This window comes from Cohnella boryungensis (assembly GCF_042651945.1).
GTDB classification, from domain to species: Bacteria; Bacillota; Bacilli; order Paenibacillales; family Paenibacillaceae; genus Cohnella; species Cohnella boryungensis.
Genome location: NZ_JBHSED010000074.1, coordinates 246,231 through 261,609 on the forward strand (window position 1 = coordinate 246,231; position 15,379 = coordinate 261,609).

Below are 15,379 nucleotides of genomic sequence, written 5' to 3' on the forward strand. Positions count from 1 at the left end.
GATGCGTCACCCAATGTACTTCTCCAGATTCCCCAGCAGATGCGTGGTGAAATCGACCAGAATGTTCAAAATCCAAGGGCCGAAAATCAACAAGGCCAGGAAGACGGCGATAATCTTGGGAACGAAGGCCAGGGTTTGCTCCTGAATCTGGGTCGTGGCCTGGAAGATACTTACGAGAAGGCCGACGACCAGCGCAATAACAAGCATCGGCGCGCTTACTTTAAGGACGGTGTAGAGCGCTTGTCCCGCAAGACCGATAATAAATTCGGATGTCAATGTCTCTACCCCCCGCTTAATCGCACGCGATCTATGTATTGAAGCTGGTCAACAGCGACTTCACGACAAGATACCATCCGTCGACAAGCACGAAGAGCAGAATCTTGAAGGGTAACGAGATCATTACCGGAGGCAGCATCATCATCCCCATGGCCATAAGCGTACTGGCAACGACCATATCGATAACGAGAAAGGGTATAAAGATCATGAAACCCATCTGGAATGCCGTCTTGAGCTCGCTCATCGCGTATGCCGGAACGAGTACGGTAATCGGGATATCCTGGAAGGTCTCTGGCTTCTCCGTCTTCGTATACTTCATGAAGAGCAGCAAATCTTTCTCGCGGGTATGCTTGTACATAAACTCTTTCATCGGAATCGAGGCTTTATCCAAGGCTTCCGTCTGACTGATCTCTCCCGCCAGATAAGGCTTAAGGGCCGTATCGTTCACTTGAGAGAAGGTAGGCGCCATGACGAACAGGGTCATGAACAACGCAAGTCCGATCAGCACCTGATTGGGCGGCATCTGCTGCGTGCCTAGCGACGTACGGACAAAGCCGAGCACGATGACGATCCGGGTGAAGCTGGTCATCAATACGAGAATGGCCGGAGCCAGACTCAGTACGGTAATGAGCAGCATCAAGGACAACGCCGACGCGCCTACCGGCTCGGAGCCGTCCCCCAGCGTTACGCCGATAATCGGGTCCGCAAAGGCAGATGCCTGAAAAGTGGCCAATAGCGCCTGCAGGCCCAAAAAGCTATAAATGATTTTTTTTCTCATCGATCATCTGTCCGATCTTCTTCAGAGCGATTATCCTCCAGCATTTGGCCCACCTTCTGCCTTCTTTCCGAAAGCTGGCGAAGCCGGCTCTCCAACGATTTCTCGAAGCTTCCGGCAAGGTCCGTCTGCTTGGATTGCTGATCCTCGCTCTGAGGATTGTTGCGCTGAGTCCATTTGCGAAGCCAATCGGGCAATCCAACTCCCGTAACCGCGATATTCGCCTCGTGCTCCACGAGCAGAGAATCCACAATGTTCGGATCGGTAATCGACTCCAGCAACGTCACGTCATCCCCGACTCCTAGCACATAGATTCGACCGTTCCATTCCACAATCTGCATCGACTTGTTCGTTCCGAGAGGAAAACCTCCCAAGGAACGAAGCGAGCGGTTCATTCCCCACCCGCGATTACGCTTGGCAAAAAACCGCAGAATGAAAACGATCAGCCCGATGATAAGTCCGAGGACGAACAACACCCAGATCAAGTCCCAAGCCGAGGCCAGCGACGAACCCGAGAAATCTTCGGCCAGCCCGTATGTTCGCATGGATCTTCAACGCTCCTGACTGTGGCTTAACCCAGTGTTTTCTTGATCGCTTCGATGACGCGGTCCGCTTGGAACGGCTTTACGATAAAGTCCTTAGCGCCAGCTTGAATCGCATCGATAACCATTGCTTGCTGTCCCATAGCGGAACACATAATGACTTTGGCATTGGAATCCAGCTTGCGAATCTCCTTCAATGCTGCGATTCCATCCATCTCAGGCATCGTGATGTCCATCGTAATCAAATCCGGGCTTAGATCCTTATACTTTTCGATTGCTTGCGCGCCGTCCTGCGCCTCCCCAACAACCTCGTACCCGTTCTTTGTTAAAATATCGCGGATCATCATCCGCATGAAAGCTGCGTCGTCTACGATGAGAATGCGGTTTGCCATTTCTGTTTCCTCCCGATTATCTTATTGGATTTTTTGGACTCGATCCCATTGACTGACGATGTCCGTTACACGCACACCGAAGTTCTCGTCAATGACGACTACCTCGCCCTTAGCGATTAATTTGTTGTTCACCAAGATGTCGACAGGTTCGCCGGCCAGCTTGTCCAGCTCAATGATAGAGCCTTGGGATAATTCCAAAATATCCTTAATCTGCTTTTGCGTTCGTCCCAGCTCAACCGTGACCTTAAGCGGAATATCCAGCAGCAGATTAAGATTCGTCTCATCCGCTTGCGCGAAGCCTCCGCCTTGGAAATTCGCGAACTGCACCGGATTGACATTCACGTTGCGATTCACGCCTCCCCCCAGCGTTTGAGGGTAACCGGTCGGAGCCCCATAGCCTGGAGGCACAGCGGCCATCGGAGGCGCCTGATGCACAGGCGGCGCGATGGGAGCCGAGTGTGCCGCCGGTTGCGCAGGCGGCGCTGCAGGCGGTGCCACCGGCGCCGCAGGCTGAGAAGTCGGCGCTGCGGGCTCTTCCGATACGCCGCCCATCAGAGAGCTGACCAGCTCTTTCGCGAAAGGAACCGTAAGAAGCTGCATGATCGAAGAGTCGATCAAATCTCCGATTTTCAGGCGGAACGAGATTTTGACGAACGAGCTTTCATCCGGAAGATTGCTCACTCCCGAATTGTTCTTCACGTCCATAATGTCGATGCCGGGAGGAGAAATGTTGACCATGCGATTAAAAATCGTCGACATGGACGTCGCGGAGGAGCCCATCATCTGATTCATGGCTTCCTGCACCGCGCTGATATGTATTTCATTCAGCTCCTCGGTCGTCACATTCCCCTCTCCACCCAGCATCAAATCCGCAATCACCTGGGCATCGTGGGACTTAATGACAAGCGAGTTGATTCCCTCGAAGCCTTCTACATAGCTAACATGAACCGCAACGTGAGGCTTCGGAAACTCCGACTCGAACTTATCTCTGGCGATGGCGGACACGGTAGGCGTCGTAATGTCAACCTTCCGTCCCAGCAATGTCGACAGGGCCGTCGCTGCGCTGCCGAACGTGATGTTGCCGATCTCGCCCAAAGCATCCTGCTCCAAGGGCGTCAACAGGTCGTCAATCGTCACCTCGCCGCCGGACGGCGCCGCAGAGTCGTCCCCTCCGCCGGAGGATTGATTCAATAAAGCGTCAATCTCTTCCTGGGATAAGTAATCTTTACTCGTCATTGATCTCATCTACTCCTTCGCTGACGATTTCTTGAATTTGAATCGCCATTTTGTCTCGCAGCGTGCCGGGGCTCGCTATGAATTTTACCTTGTCCCCGACCTTAACTTCAAGCCCTTCGGAAGTTTCTTTATGCAGGGCGATTACGTCTCCCACCGCCAGATTCAGAAATTCCTGCACGGATATGCGCGAGGAGCCGAGTTCGGCAATGATAGGAAGCTTGGCCTTGTTCACCCTCATCTCCAGCATTTGCTGCTCTTCGGGCGCCCGGGTTTTCTTCTGAGAAACAAACCAATGATGAACCGACAATCTTGGCATAATCGGTTCAATGACGACGTGAGGGATACAAAGATTGATCATCCCCGTCGTTTCCCCGATCTTCGTACTGAGAGAAATCAATGCAATCGTCTCATTGGGAGAGACGATCTGCATGAACTGAGGATTCGTCTCCAACGCTTCAAGTCGCGGCTGCGTATCGATAATCGTTCTCCAAGCTTCTTGAAGGCTTTCCAGCGCGCGGCTGAAAATTTTCTCCATTATGATCGTTTCGATTTCCGTCAAGCTGCCGATTTTGGTCGGAGCGCTTCCTCCCCCGCCAAGCAGCCTGTCCAGCATTGCGAAAGCGACGTTGGGGTGTACCTCAAGCACCATTCTTCCCTCTAGCGGCTCCGCTTCGAAAATATTCAGAACCGTCATCTTAGGAATGGAACGAATAAATTCGTCGTAGGGCAACTGTTCGACCTGAACGACGTTAATCTGAACGAACGTCCGAAGCTGAGCGGAGAAGTAGGTCGTTAAGTATCGCGCGAAGTTCTCGTGTATCCGGGTCAAGCTGCGAATGTGATCCTTGGAAAAACGCGTTGCGCGTTTGAAATCGTACGCCCGCACCTTTTTCTGCGTATCCTCTTTTTTGAGCTCTTCCGCATCCATTTCGCCCGACGACAACGCCGCCAATAACGCATCGATCTCATTCTGCGAAAGTACATCTACCAAATCTCTCACCCCTTTCTCAAGCCTCGGCGGAACGATCGTCCGTACCGCTGGCTAACCTGTTCAGCCCTATGTCACGCGGTTTCTCTATTTAGATAGGAGTCATAACAAATCCTTTGATTCCAACCTTAAGCAGCTTGCCTTCGGAAATGACCTCGTTAATCGCATTGATCAAGCCTGCGGTCAATTGGTCCTTTCCTTTCGTTCCGCTCATGTCCTCGGGCGTCATCACCCACAAGGCGCGGTTTACGATCGGCTTAATCTGGTTTTCCTTGATCTTATCGAACTCATCCTTGGCTTTCTCGTTATCGAACTGGAACGAGAAGCTCATCTTGACGACGTAATCCGTATCGGCAAGATTCGTGCTGATATCAATTAATTCGGATGTGACCTTAACCATTTCATCCGCAGATATTGGCTCCAGCTCAACCTGGCCGGCGACATCCTTCGCAGCCTGCTCGGGATCGTTCGATTTCTTGTCTCCGAACAAGTTGTTCCAGAAATAGAATGTGGCGCCGACTATTAACGTAATCGCCAAAAGTAGCGAAACGAGCCATGGCAACAATTTTCTCATGACGTAGCTCCCTCCGATTGCGTGTCCACAGGGTTCGTAACCGCTGCTAACGCGCCGATACTGCGCAAGTAATGCCGGATTGCCCGGATAACATCCGAAGAATTTTCGATGACAATGAATTTCTTTCCGGTCGTAAGCGTAATGATCGTATCCGGTGTTTCTTCGACCGTCTCGACCAGCAAAGCGTTGAGGTGAAACTTCGTTCCATTCAGTCTCGTAACTTGAATCATCGCTGGGCCTCCCCCAGACTGCCGAAGGGAGAGCCAGCGCCCTCCCCAGGCAGGAGATCAATTACCGTTTGAGGTTAACAATTTCTTGCAAAATTTCGTCGGAGGTCGTAATGATTCTGGAGTTGGATTGGAAGCCGCGCTGCGCGACGATCATCTCCGTGAACTCTCCAGTCAAGTCGACGTTGGACATTTCAAGCTGACCGGAGATAATCGTGCCGGAGCCTGCCTCTGCATCGCCTGCCAGTCCGACAACCAGCTCTTCCGTATCGGCATTCGGCGTCAAGCGGTACAGGTTTCCGCCCACTTTCTCCAGGCCGCCCGGATTAACAACCATGGCTACGCCGATGGATATGCCCGTTGGCGTTGCAACGCCGTCCTGGCCGATCGAGATGATCTCGCCCGTCTGGGAGATCGAGAAGGCGGTCACGCCCTCTTCCAAGGTAATCGGGCCCCCGCCTTCGGCCGACATGACGAACATGCCGTCCGCATTAACCAACTGACGAGCCGCATCCAGCGTAAAGTTACCGGCACGCGTCAGATATTGAGTATCTCCGCCGTCAGGGCTGACAACGAAAAATCCGTCGCCGTCAATGCGAAGATCGGTGGCGACGCTTGTCGTCATCGCGCTTCCCGCAGTGTGAATCGTGTCAATCGAAGCGACCGTTACCCCCAGACCGACCTGCTTGGCATTGACGCCGCCCCGCGCTCCTTCTTCCGGAGCGGTAACGCCGGACATCGATTGGCTGAGAATATCCTTGAACATAACGCGTCCTGCTTTGAAACCTACGGTGTTCACGTTGGCGATGTTGTTGCCGATGACGTCAAGCTTCGTTTGAAACCCTCGCATGCCGGATACGCCGGAATACATAGAACGTAACATTCAATGAAGACCTCCGTTTTCTAGTCAATTGAGCCGCTTCAATCGGTCCGCGGCTATGGGCTTCCTAGGGTAGGACCAGCCCGTTCATTGCCTAACTCACGACTACGGCGCTATCGATTTGCGTGAAAATATGCTCTTTCATCGATTGGCCGTCTAGAGCCGTTACAACGGTCCGATTCGGAACGCTGACAATCATCGCGATGTCCCGAAACAAAACCAACGAATCCTTGGCGCCTTTGGCGGCAGCCTGATCGACCGCATTGGCGATGCGCGTCAACTGGTCGGGCTGCAGTTGAATGCCTCTTTGCTGAAGACGCTGCTCCGCATGATGACTGAATTTCAACTGCTGTTGGTTAAGCACCTCGCGAAACGATATCGAATCCTCGTTCTGCGATCGGCTTCGCTCCGCTCCGCGGTGCGCTTGAATCGGTCCCGTGCGCCCCGTCGATAAATGGCCGACGAGCATCGGGTTACTGCTCATCGCCGGTCACCTCCGGCTGCTGCTCTTCGGGAGCAGTCTGTTCGGAAGGCTCCGATATCGAGATGATCTTCTCGATCGGAACGGCCAGTTCGCCGACCTGCGCGTATTGAACGCCTTTCGTCCACACGATGGAGCTGACATTGCCGCGCTGTACGACGCTTTCCGTGGAATTGTCGGTGTCCTTGTACCATTCGATTTGCTTGCCGATTAACCCCGTCGCCATTCCGGCGGACTGCTTCAAGGCCGTAATCTCCTTGGTCATGTTCATCATCTGCTCCAGGGAGGAGAACTGCGCCATTTGCGCGATAAATTCCTTATCTTGCAAAGGCTGCATCGGATCTTGATTGCGCAGCTGGGTAACCAGTATTTGCAAGAACTCATCTTTGCCAAGCTGCTTGACAGGCTCTCTAGCAGCCTTTTCCACGTTCTGCTTGGCGTAGTTAGGCCAAATATTGCTAGTGCCGATGCTATCAGCCAAAAACGCTCACCTCCTTCCAATGTTACGCCGTAACGTTAATCGAGCTTCCGAAGCCGATTTCCTTCAACGAGGAGTTGCGCTCCAGCTCCGCTGCGAATACGGCAGCATCCTCAAGGCCTTCGCCTCCACGATTGCCATTCGCGCCGTTGCCGTTGCCGGAATTGGAATTCCGGCTCTCCTGTTGCATCAACGACGTTCCTTCGGATGAAGGAGATTGCTGTACGACTTCGAGCTTCTCCACCTGCAAACCTTGAACGTTTAGCGCCGCTCTAAGCTGCGACATTTGATTCTCCAACAAATCGCGGGCTGCAGGGTTGTCCGAAATAAATTGAGCCGTTACGATTCCGTTATTCATGATGATCCGAATATCGACGTTACCCAGATGCTCCGGAGTCAACGAGAGCTTCGCTTCCGTTGTGCCGTTGCCTTGCGTGAATTGGAATTGCTTGACAAGGAACTTGCTCAACTGGTCAGCGAACTGCTGTACCGGCACTGGAGAAGGAAGCTGCGCTTTGGCCGATGCAGATTCCGCATTCGCCAACGTGTCGTTCTGCAGGAAGGTCCAGGCAGGCTGAGCTTGGGAAGAGCTTGTCGACTCGCTGGATGCGACGGCCGCCGTTCCTCCGGATTGGACATTCGCAGACGCGGTTTCCGCGTTGGAACCGATCTGGAAGCGCCATACGGGATCGCGAAGCGGCTGCGCGGCGCGGCGCGTCTCCTGGGCGGAAGAAGCAGCCGTTTGGCTCTGAGCTTCCTTGGAGACTGCAGCTCCCGGCTCTGCGCCTTTCTCGGCTTTAGAAGCCGATTTGCCTTGCTCAATCTCGTCTGCATGCGCCGAGCCCGCGTTCGAGGTATGCGTTCCCGCGCCCTCTACCCGCGCTTTCAATTGCGCAACCAACGCGGCCGTTTGTTCAGGCACCTCGGTCCCGGAGACGATCGCCTCGGATAGCTGCTGCAGAACCTCTCTCAAATGCTTGACTACAGGCTTGGCAGTCTCCACACCCGGCATCGCCGCAAAAGTTTGCGTAGTTTCCGGAGCTTCTGCCGTCAAGGACGGATCTGCTGCAGTCTGGGTTGTCTTCATCTGTTCCAGCAAGGCTTGAAAAGCCGCCAGCATGTCGGCCAATTGCTCTTGAGTCTCTGGTGTAAGAGCGGAATCCTCTTGCTCCAGCTGCTGCAGCTGCTCAATCAGATTCGCAAGAATCGCGAGCAGGTCTTGCGTTTCCCCCTCCGTGCCTTGGAGGCCGGATTGCGCGACCAAGCCGACGATTCCCACAGGAAGGGATAGAGAATTCCCGGTGGATGCCGTTGATCCGCTGCCGTCAATCGCCTGAACCAGCGCGCCTGCAAAGCCGTTGCCCGAAGAGCCGGGGACAGAGCCTGTCGACGCAGCCGGAGACTTGCCCGGAGAGACCGAATTCGATGAGATGGCCATGTTCATGTTTTTCACCTCCTTTCGTATGAGGAAGGCTTATGAAGCTCGATTACTGACTTGCCGGCATCAGCTTGCCGACTAGATTAGCCGTCGCTTTTTTATTCTGCGCGGACATTTCGTCCAGCACCTTTGCCCGAGACGAATCATCCAGCGCCGATAATACGCGCAGCACCTTGCTCGGATTCGTCGAAGCCATTTGAAGCAGAAGCTCTGCGGCCTTCTGAGGCTTCATGCCGGAGAACGTACGATTTAGCTCCGCCGTATCCAGTGCAGTCGTAGAGCTTTCCGAGCTAAGCTCCAGCTCCTTGATTCGGGATTGCAGAGCGGCGATCTCTTGATCCTCGACCGTCTCCGAATCCTTCAGCTTCATCGTCACGTCGGCTGCCTTTTTCGGCGTCATCCGCTCCAGAACCCGTCCGCGCTCCGTATCCGACATCGCGCCCAATACAAGGGAAGACTCCTCCAGCGTCATATTCTCCAGGATCGGAGCGGCTTTGCTCGGAGTCATCTTCCCATACATGCTTGCCAAGGAGGCAATTCGCGCATGGTAGGCATCGGTTGTAATCGTTCTGTCTTGAGAATCCTTCGTCAGTTCATCCAGCTGAGCCTGCATTTCGGAAATCTTTGTCTTCTGCTCATCGGTAAGCGTAGTCGCTTGCTTCAACGCGCTCTCCCTGTCGGCAAGCAGCTTGTTCAACTCGGCTATTTTCTCTTTGGCGTTATTGACGGTAAGCGTCTCATCCGATTGGGCATCCGGAGCTTCCGGTTTGGCAGGATCCGGCAGAATCGATTTGACGACCGGGATTTTGTTGCCCAGCTCAAGCGCCGCGTTGCGCAAGTCGGAATTAAACATCAGCAGCAGCACGCCTAGCAATACTGCGGTAAACAAGATCGGGGTCACAAAAAAGAGAAATCGTTCGAATCCGCTGTAACTGCTCTTCTCCACATCCGCGTTCGCCACGATTTACCCTCCCTTCTCCTGCGATCCGACGATAATGCTACCTCCGCGAGGCAGCCGCTCTTACGATCGCGATTTCATCAAGTTCGTTTTGTTCCTTGGCCAGCCTGTCGCTTCTAAAGCGCTCATGCGCGCGATCGCGTGCATTCAGCCAAACCTTCTCATCCACCATTTTCTCGGTGAGGTGCCCTTGGCGATTGCGCACCAGAACCTCTGCCGTGCGAACGCCCTCATGCTGCTTGCGTATTCTGTCATCAACTACTTCTATGTAACGCTGTGTGATCAACAGTTCATTAAGACGAGTGGGTCTGGAGGATGTCGACTGTATTTCTTCCTCAAGCCCTTTTCTTTCTTCGTAGAGCTGCTGCAAGTGCTCCTCTTCTTTTCTAAGCTTGCCGAGAGAAGCCGCGTATTCCCACTCGGCCATCGATTTCTCGCTGCCCTTCAGGTCTACAATCTTCTGCAAAGAGTATCGGAATGACATGATCGCTTATTCTCATCTCCTGTAGAAATCGATGATTAATCGTTCCTGCGCTTCCTGCAGCGATACCTTCTCATTCGTTCTCTGCTGCGTAAACGTCCGAATCAGATCGTAGTACTGAATCGCTTTGTCGATCTCGGCGTTGGAGCCGTGCTGGTAGGCTCCGATATTGATCAGATCCTCCGACTCGCGATAGACCGCCAGCAGCTTCTTCAATTGTTCCGCCGCCCTTTGCTGATCCTCGCTTACGATGTCCTTCATAACCCGACTGACGCTCGACAGCACGTCTATCGCCGGAAAATGTCCTTTATTGGCCAAATTCCGATGAAGCACGATATGCCCGTCCAAAATCCCCCGAACGGCATCCGCAATCGGCTCGTTCATATCGTCGCCGTCTACGAGCACCGTGTAGAAGGCGGTTATCGATCCGGTCGGCCCTGTGCCCGCTCGCTCGAGAAGCTTGGGCAGAGCGGCAAAGACGGAAGGCGTGTAGCCTCTCGTTGCCGGAGGCTCCCCGATGGCAAGTCCAACCTCGCGCAGCGCCATCGCATAGCGGGTAACCGAATCCATCATGAGCATGACGTTCATGCCGCGGTCGCGAAAATATTCAGCGATCGTAGTGGCGATAAGAGCGCCTTTCATCCGAATCAGCGCCGGCTGATCGGAGGTCGCTACTATGACCACCGACCGCGCCAAACCTTCCGGACCAAGATCCTTTTCTACGAATTCCAGAACCTCGCGCCCCCGCTCGCCGATCAGCGCGATGACGTTCACATCCGCCGAAGTGTTCCTGGCGATCATGCCTAGCAAGGTGCTTTTTCCGACGCCCGAGCCGGCAAAAATCCCGATACGCTGCCCTTGTCCGACCGTCAGCAGACCGTCGATCGCCCGGACGCCGACTCCGAGAGGAACCGTGACCCTAGGACGATCCAATGGATTGCCCGGCGAATTGTTCGTTGAATAGTGAGGCATTCGAACCGATAGTCTGGCGCCGTCCAATGGCTTGCCTAAGCCGTCGAGTACCTTGCCGAGCAGCTCCGAGCCGACCTGTACCGTTAACGGTCCACCCGTCGCAACGACATCGCATCCCGGCCCGATCGCGTGCAGCTCGCCCAGCGGCATCAGAAGCACGCGGTTGTTCTTGAATCCCACAACCTCCGCGAGCACCGGCTTTCCGCCCTTCAACGGATGTATGGAACATACGTCGCCGATGCTCGCGTCCGGGCCTTCCGATTCTACGGTCAATCCGATAATCTGAATGACTTTGCCGTTGACCCTTACCGGTTCCATGTCTCTCAGCATGTCCGTGTAACGGCCGATGTCAAGTAGCGGCATCGGGGTGTTCCTCCTCTGCCCGGTGAGCGGCGACTCTGAGCAGCTGCTCGCGAATGGCTTCCAATTGCGTGTCCACCCTTGCGTCAATGCTGCCGAAGGAGGAGCGTACGATACATCCGCCTTCTTTAATGGAAGCATCCGGTACGATCTGCAGCTCGGCCTGCGCATCGAGCGCAAGCAGGAGCTCGTCCTTCGCCGCTTCGACATAAGCAAACTGAGAAGGCGAGACGCAAAGCACGATAACTCCCTGCTCTTTCCTTCTCGACAAAGCCTTCTCGTAAAGCTTCATCGCCATTTCCGGCGCTTTCGAAAGCTTCTTCTGGATAATCTTCTCCGCAATCGAGCAGCTGAGCTCCACAAGAAACGATTCGCCTTCGGTGATGATCGTCTCCTTCGTCGCATACGCCTGCTTCACAATCGCTTGCGCTTCCTCAAGACGTGCCTCGTATTGCCGCTTAAGCTCGTCCTCGGCTTGAAGCGCACCGTTGCGGTAGCCTTCTTCATGGCCTTCCCGGCTGGCCGACTCGCGCACCTCGGCATCTTCCTCCCGCCGGGTCTGCCACCATGCTTCCGCTTCTTTCTCGGCGGCCGCGCGCAATTCCGCCGCTTCCCTCTTCGCTTGCTCCAGAATTTGATCCGCCGTATGCTCTGCATCGGCTATAATTCGATCCTTTAACGATTGAGTTTCGACATCAATCTCTTGATTTCCTTCGGCATCGGAATACGGATCGGAAATATTTTGCTGAATCGGGACGATTCTCTGAATCAGCTCCAGCCTCTTCAAGTCTTCCAGCGACACGACATGAGAGGATTTGATCAGATTAGACAATAATATCGTCTCCTCCGCCGCGAGCGATAATGATCTCTCCGGCCTCTTCCAGTCTGCGGATCGTGGCTACGATGCGCGTCTGAGCCTCTTCGACGTCGCGAAGCCGAACCGGCCCCATGTATTCCATCTCTTCCTTGAACGTTTCAGCCATCCGCTTCGACATATTGCGGAAGATCGACTCCCGAACCTCCTCGCTGGCGACCTTAAGCGCCAGCTGCAGATCCGCGTTCTCGATGTCGCGAATAATACGCTGAATAGAACGGTTGTCCAGGTTGACGATGTCTTCGAACACGAACATCCGCTTCTTGATCTCCTCCGCCAATTCCGGATCCTGAATTTCCAGAGAGTCCAGAATCGTGCGCTCCGTGCCGCGGTCTACGCCGTTCAGAATTTGAACGATGGCCTCTATGCCGCCCGCGTTCGTGTAATCCTGCGTAACGGTCGAGGACAGCTTCTGCTCCAGAACGCGTTCCACTTGCGCGATGACGTCCGGGGATGTGCTGTCCATCAGCGCGATCCTTCTTGCCACCTCCGCTTGCTTCTCCTGAGGCAAGGACGATAGAACGGCCGAAGATTGATCCGGCTGCAAATACGACAGGACGAGGGCGATCGTCTGCGAATTTTCGTTCTGGATAAAGTTCAGAATTTGAGAAGGCTCGGCTTTGCGGGCAAAATCGAATGGGCGCACCTGCAGCGTCGCGGTAAGCCGATTAAGAATATCGAGCGCACGCTGCGAACCGAGCGCCTTCTCCAGAATTTCCTTCGCGTATGTAATGCCGCCCTGCGTTATGTACTCCTGAGCGACGCAAATCTGATGAAACTCGCTGAGAATCGATTCCTTCTCGCTGGCATCCACCTTGCGAACGTTGGCGATCTCCAGCGTCAACTGCTCGATTTCATCGTCGCGCAAGTGCTTGAACACTTGCGCGGATACTTCCGGTCCTAGGGTGATGAGCAGAATGGCTGCTTTCTGCCTCCCGGACAATTGAAATCCCTTAGCCATCACTGCCACCTCTATTCATCCACTAGCCATGTGCGAAGAAGATTGACGAACTCATCCGGCTTGCGCTTGGCCAAGCCTTCCAATTGCTTGCGTACTTGGTTCTCGTTCGACACGTTGTCGATGTCGATTGTCGGCATCTCGACGCGCGGCGCTTCGGCAAGTGCCGCCTCTGCCGCTTGAGCCGCTTTGCGGCGACGGTAGATGTAGTAGCCTCCGCCTCCCAGCAGCGCCAGAGCGAGAATTCCGGCCCCGGCCAACCAATATGTGCTTGTCGAGGTTCCTCCTGCGGAGCCGTCCACGCCTTCGAAGGATTGCGACAATACGGATACCCGTTGCTGCAACGCTTCGTCCGACAGATCCAACCCCGAATCCGCCAGAAGCACGCGTGCGCTTCTTAGGAGCACTCCCTGGATCTCGGCCAGCCTCTCAGGCGTCATGTTCGCGGAATTTACGCCGACATTTATCGATAAGTCCTTAACTTTATAAGGTCCGTAGTCGATATTATTAGTAATGCGGTTCACTTCATAATTGATCGTGCTGGAAACCTTCTCCGAAGAAGAGGAACCAGAACTGCCTGCCGCTGGATAATTGGAAACGTCCGTTTCGCCCGTCCCCGCTACTCCGCCGGCTTGTCCATCTTGACCTTGGAACGTCTCGCTCGTTTCCTGACGGCTGATTTCGATCCCCTTGTTGTCGTTGTCCGGCAACGGCTGAACTATCGACTCCTGCGAGGTTTTCTTATCGAAATTCAACGAGGAAACAACGCTCACAACCATGTTATCCATACCGACAATCGGATTTAGAAATTGCTGGATATTTCTCTTAAGCGTGTTCTCGAATTCGTTCTGAATCGCAAACTGAGTTTCGTAAAGCGCGCCACCGATGCCGCCGCCACCGCCGCCAAGCTGGGTAGAAGGCGTCAGGTCGCCGGTGCTGCTGCTGATCGTAATATCCTCGATGCTCAGATTCGGCACGGCCGACTTGACGAGATTGTAATAGCTGTCGACTTCCTCTTGCTTCGGCCGAAACCCCGGCTTGAAGGTGATTACGACCGCCGCGATCGCCTTTTCCTTGTCGGATTCGTTCAGGAAGACGGAATCCTCAGGCAAGGTGACAAGCGCTTTAACTCGGGAAATCCCTTGCTTGCTTAGGAGCAATTGCTGAATTTCGCCATTCAGCGCATTGCGGAACTTAACGTCGAACTCTTGATCCGTTGTTCCAATGGCGGATGAAGACTTGCTAAGCTCGGGAAAGCCGATCGATCCGTTCTTAACAAGTCCCTGAGACCCGACGTGGACTTTAACGCTCTCCACCGATGCGCTCGGCACGTAAAGGCTCGTTCCCCCATCGCTCAGCTTATAGCTGATGCCGTTGCCGTCCAAATATTGCATGATCGCCGCAGCATCTGTGCTGTCCAGATTCTGGTAAGCCATCTCATACTCGGTTCTGGTGAACAAATAGGTTAACAAAATAATTGCAAACAGCAACAAGGCGGCTGTAGAAGCTAGCACCCATTTTTGCGTTTTGCTGTACTGGTTCCAGAAACCAAGCAGCTTTTCTCGAACCTGTGCCCACTTCTCGTTCACGGTTTCACCCCACCTGCGGATAGAACAACGGAGGAGGCGGAGGGCGTCCGCGCTCTTCCAGTTGCCTCACGACTGCTTAAGTTATGGTCACACTCTAGAGTTGCATCCGCATAATTTCTTGATAGGCCTCAACGACCTTGTTGCGGACCTGACCGGTCAAGCGAAGGCTGAGCTCGGCCTGGGTCGCCGCAATAATGACTTTGTTCTCATCAATTTCCCCGATCAGAAATTGATCATTTAGCTTATGTACACTTTGTTCTTGGGCGGCCACATCGTCCAGCGCGCTCTTTAGAAATGATGCGAAGCTTTCCGTAGCTTCGGCCGGGGTCGCCTTTGTTTGAATCTGATTTATGTTGGGTAATACCTGGTTAACGGGACTGATCATCGCATTCGTAATCAAGCTAACACCTCTTCGCCGTTTATTCGGTTAAGCGTTTGTTGATGTCCTATCCTTAGCCGCGTCCCATTTCAAGCGCCTTCATGAACATCGACTTCCTGGCGTTAAGAGCTGTAATGTTCGCTTCATAGGCTCTCGATGCGGCAAGCAAATCCACCTGCTCCTTCAGCATGTCTACGTTCGGCATGTACACCATCCCGTTGGCGTCCGCATCCGGATGCGTGGGATTATAGACCTGCTTGAACGGAGCCGAATCCTCGCGAATAGCCGACACCTGCACGCCTTGGGCAGCTTGGCCGTTCATCTGTTGGGCGAGAATGTTCTGAAACTTGGGCTGTACCGCTTCCATCACGACGACTTTGCGGCGATAGGGAACGAATTTGCCGTCAACATATCCGGCGCGCGTCGTTTCCGCATTTGCGATGTTCGCCGAAATGACGTCCATTCGCAATCTTTGGGCAGTCAACGCGGAAGCGCTAATATCGAATCCACCCAGCTTCATT

Annotated in this window: 20 protein-coding genes; all 20 read right to left on the reverse strand. The window is 54.0% G+C overall.

Annotated elements, in window-relative coordinates; all coding sequences use genetic code 11:
* Positions 1-6: 6 nt before the first annotated feature.
* Entirely contained in the window at positions 7-276 is a 270-nt protein-coding gene (gene fliQ, locus ACFO1S_RS28515) for a flagellar biosynthesis protein FliQ (protein WP_204603136.1), read from the reverse strand.
* 31 nt (positions 277-307) lie between these two features.
* On the reverse strand, positions 308-1,054 hold the full coding sequence (fliP, locus tag ACFO1S_RS28520) for a flagellar type III secretion system pore protein FliP (RefSeq protein WP_204603137.1): 747 nt from the start codon (positions 1,052-1,054) through the stop codon (positions 308-310).
* Positions 1,051-1,596, reverse strand: coding sequence for a flagellar biosynthetic protein FliO (locus tag ACFO1S_RS28525; protein ID WP_204603138.1), 546 nt, complete (start codon positions 1,594-1,596; stop codon positions 1,051-1,053). The genes fliP and ACFO1S_RS28525 overlap by 4 nt, the downstream gene beginning before the upstream one ends.
* Positions 1,597-1,622: 26 nt before the next feature.
* Positions 1,623-1,985 (reverse strand): response regulator, encoded by a 363-nt coding sequence (locus ACFO1S_RS28530; protein WP_204603139.1) that lies wholly within the window; start codon positions 1,983-1,985, stop codon positions 1,623-1,625.
* Positions 1,986-2,006: 21 nt separating this feature from the next.
* Positions 2,007-3,221, reverse strand: coding sequence for a flagellar motor switch phosphatase FliY (gene fliY, locus ACFO1S_RS28535; protein WP_204603140.1), 1,215 nt, complete (start codon positions 3,219-3,221; stop codon positions 2,007-2,009).
* A complete protein-coding gene (gene fliM / locus ACFO1S_RS28540; protein WP_204603141.1) occupies positions 3,211-4,212 on the reverse strand; it encodes a flagellar motor switch protein FliM in 1,002 nt (333 codons plus the stop codon). The genes fliY and fliM overlap by 11 nt, the downstream gene beginning before the upstream one ends.
* A gap of 88 nt (positions 4,213-4,300) precedes the next feature.
* Positions 4,301-4,783 (reverse strand): flagellar basal body-associated FliL family protein, encoded by a 483-nt coding sequence (locus ACFO1S_RS28545; RefSeq protein ID WP_204603142.1) that lies wholly within the window; start codon positions 4,781-4,783, stop codon positions 4,301-4,303.
* On the reverse strand, positions 4,780-5,013 hold the full coding sequence (locus ACFO1S_RS28550; protein ID WP_204603143.1) for a flagellar FlbD family protein: 234 nt from the start codon (positions 5,011-5,013) through the stop codon (positions 4,780-4,782). Before ACFO1S_RS28550 ends, ACFO1S_RS28545 begins: the two co-directional genes overlap by 4 nt.
* 61 nt (positions 5,014-5,074) lie before the next feature.
* Positions 5,075-5,893 carry a flagellar hook-basal body complex protein gene (locus ACFO1S_RS28555; protein ID WP_204603144.1) on the reverse strand — a complete coding sequence of 273 codons (819 nt, stop codon included), beginning with the start codon at positions 5,891-5,893 and terminating at the stop codon, positions 5,075-5,077.
* 91 nt (positions 5,894-5,984) lie between these two features.
* On the reverse strand, positions 5,985-6,374 hold the full coding sequence (locus tag ACFO1S_RS28560; protein WP_378128042.1) for a TIGR02530 family flagellar biosynthesis protein: 390 nt from the start codon (positions 6,372-6,374) through the stop codon (positions 5,985-5,987).
* Positions 6,364-6,852, reverse strand: coding sequence for a flagellar hook capping FlgD N-terminal domain-containing protein (locus ACFO1S_RS28565; RefSeq protein WP_204603145.1), 489 nt, complete (start codon positions 6,850-6,852; stop codon positions 6,364-6,366). The genes ACFO1S_RS28560 and ACFO1S_RS28565 overlap by 11 nt, the downstream gene beginning before the upstream one ends.
* 22 nt (positions 6,853-6,874) lie before the next feature.
* Positions 6,875-8,293 (reverse strand): flagellar hook-length control protein FliK, encoded by a 1,419-nt coding sequence (locus ACFO1S_RS28570; protein WP_204603146.1) that lies wholly within the window; start codon positions 8,291-8,293, stop codon positions 6,875-6,877.
* Positions 8,294-8,336: 43 nt separating this feature from the next.
* A complete protein-coding gene (locus ACFO1S_RS28575) occupies positions 8,337-9,248 on the reverse strand; it encodes a MotE family protein (RefSeq protein ID WP_204603147.1) in 912 nt (303 codons plus the stop codon).
* A 37-nt stretch (positions 9,249-9,285) separates the two neighbouring features.
* Positions 9,286-9,729, reverse strand: coding sequence for a flagellar export protein FliJ (gene fliJ, locus ACFO1S_RS28580; RefSeq protein WP_378128045.1), 444 nt, complete (start codon positions 9,727-9,729; stop codon positions 9,286-9,288).
* A 12-nt stretch (positions 9,730-9,741) separates the two neighbouring features.
* Complete coding sequence (gene fliI, locus ACFO1S_RS28585; RefSeq protein ID WP_204603149.1) at positions 9,742-11,061, reverse strand: flagellar protein export ATPase FliI; 1,320 nt, start codon at positions 11,059-11,061, stop codon at positions 9,742-9,744.
* Complete coding sequence (locus ACFO1S_RS28590; RefSeq protein WP_204603150.1) at positions 11,048-11,890, reverse strand: FliH/SctL family protein; 843 nt, start codon at positions 11,888-11,890, stop codon at positions 11,048-11,050. Before ACFO1S_RS28590 ends, fliI begins: the two co-directional genes overlap by 14 nt.
* Entirely contained in the window at positions 11,883-12,893 is a 1,011-nt protein-coding gene (fliG, locus tag ACFO1S_RS28595; RefSeq protein WP_204603151.1) for a flagellar motor switch protein FliG, read from the reverse strand. The genes ACFO1S_RS28590 and fliG overlap by 8 nt, the downstream gene beginning before the upstream one ends.
* A gap of 11 nt (positions 12,894-12,904) precedes the next feature.
* Positions 12,905-14,479, reverse strand: a complete 1,575-nt coding sequence (gene fliF / locus ACFO1S_RS28600) for a flagellar basal-body MS-ring/collar protein FliF (RefSeq protein WP_204603152.1) — start codon at positions 14,477-14,479, stop codon at positions 12,905-12,907.
* Between the two features lie 94 nt (positions 14,480-14,573).
* A complete protein-coding gene (gene fliE, locus ACFO1S_RS28605) occupies positions 14,574-14,879 on the reverse strand; it encodes a flagellar hook-basal body complex protein FliE (RefSeq protein ID WP_378128048.1) in 306 nt (101 codons plus the stop codon).
* Between the two features lie 52 nt (positions 14,880-14,931).
* Positions 14,932-15,378 carry a flagellar basal body rod protein FlgC gene (gene flgC / locus ACFO1S_RS28610; protein WP_204603153.1) on the reverse strand — a complete coding sequence of 149 codons (447 nt, stop codon included), beginning with the start codon at positions 15,376-15,378 and terminating at the stop codon, positions 14,932-14,934.
* Between the last annotated feature and the right edge of the window lies 1 nt (position 15,379).

Coding starts and splice junctions, on each gene's coding strand:
- fliP (WP_204603137.1), bottom strand. CDS start 1,054: ATGAGAAAAAAAATCATTTATAGCTTTTTGGGCCTGCAGGCGCTATTG.
- ACFO1S_RS28525 (WP_204603138.1), bottom strand. CDS start 1,596: ATGCGAACATACGGGCTGGCCGAAGATTTCTCGGGTTCGTCGCTGGCC.
- ACFO1S_RS28530 (WP_204603139.1), bottom strand. CDS start 1,985: ATGGCAAACCGCATTCTCATCGTAGACGACGCAGCTTTCATGCGGATG.
- fliY (WP_204603140.1), bottom strand. CDS start 3,221: ATGACGAGTAAAGATTACTTATCCCAGGAAGAGATTGACGCTTTATTG.
- ACFO1S_RS28545 (WP_204603142.1), bottom strand. CDS start 4,783: ATGAGAAAATTGTTGCCATGGCTCGTTTCGCTACTTTTGGCGATTACG.
- ACFO1S_RS28550 (WP_204603143.1), bottom strand. CDS start 5,013: ATGATTCAAGTTACGAGACTGAATGGAACGAAGTTTCACCTCAACGCT.
- ACFO1S_RS28555 (WP_204603144.1), bottom strand. CDS start 5,893: ATGTTACGTTCTATGTATTCCGGCGTATCCGGCATGCGAGGGTTTCAA.
- ACFO1S_RS28560 (WP_378128042.1), bottom strand. CDS start 6,374: ATGAGCAGTAACCCGATGCTCGTCGGCCATTTATCGACGGGGCGCACG.
- ACFO1S_RS28570 (WP_204603146.1), bottom strand. CDS start 8,293: ATGAACATGGCCATCTCATCGAATTCGGTCTCTCCGGGCAAGTCTCCG.
- fliJ (WP_378128045.1), bottom strand. CDS start 9,729: ATGTCATTCCGATACTCTTTGCAGAAGATTGTAGACCTGAAGGGCAGC.
- fliI (WP_204603149.1), bottom strand. CDS start 11,061: ATGCCGCTACTTGACATCGGCCGTTACACGGACATGCTGAGAGACATG.
- fliG (WP_204603151.1), bottom strand. CDS start 12,893: ATGGCTAAGGGATTTCAATTGTCCGGGAGGCAGAAAGCAGCCATTCTG.
- flgC (WP_204603153.1), bottom strand. CDS start 15,378: ATGAAGCTGGGTGGATTCGATATTAGCGCTTCCGCGTTGACTGCCCAA.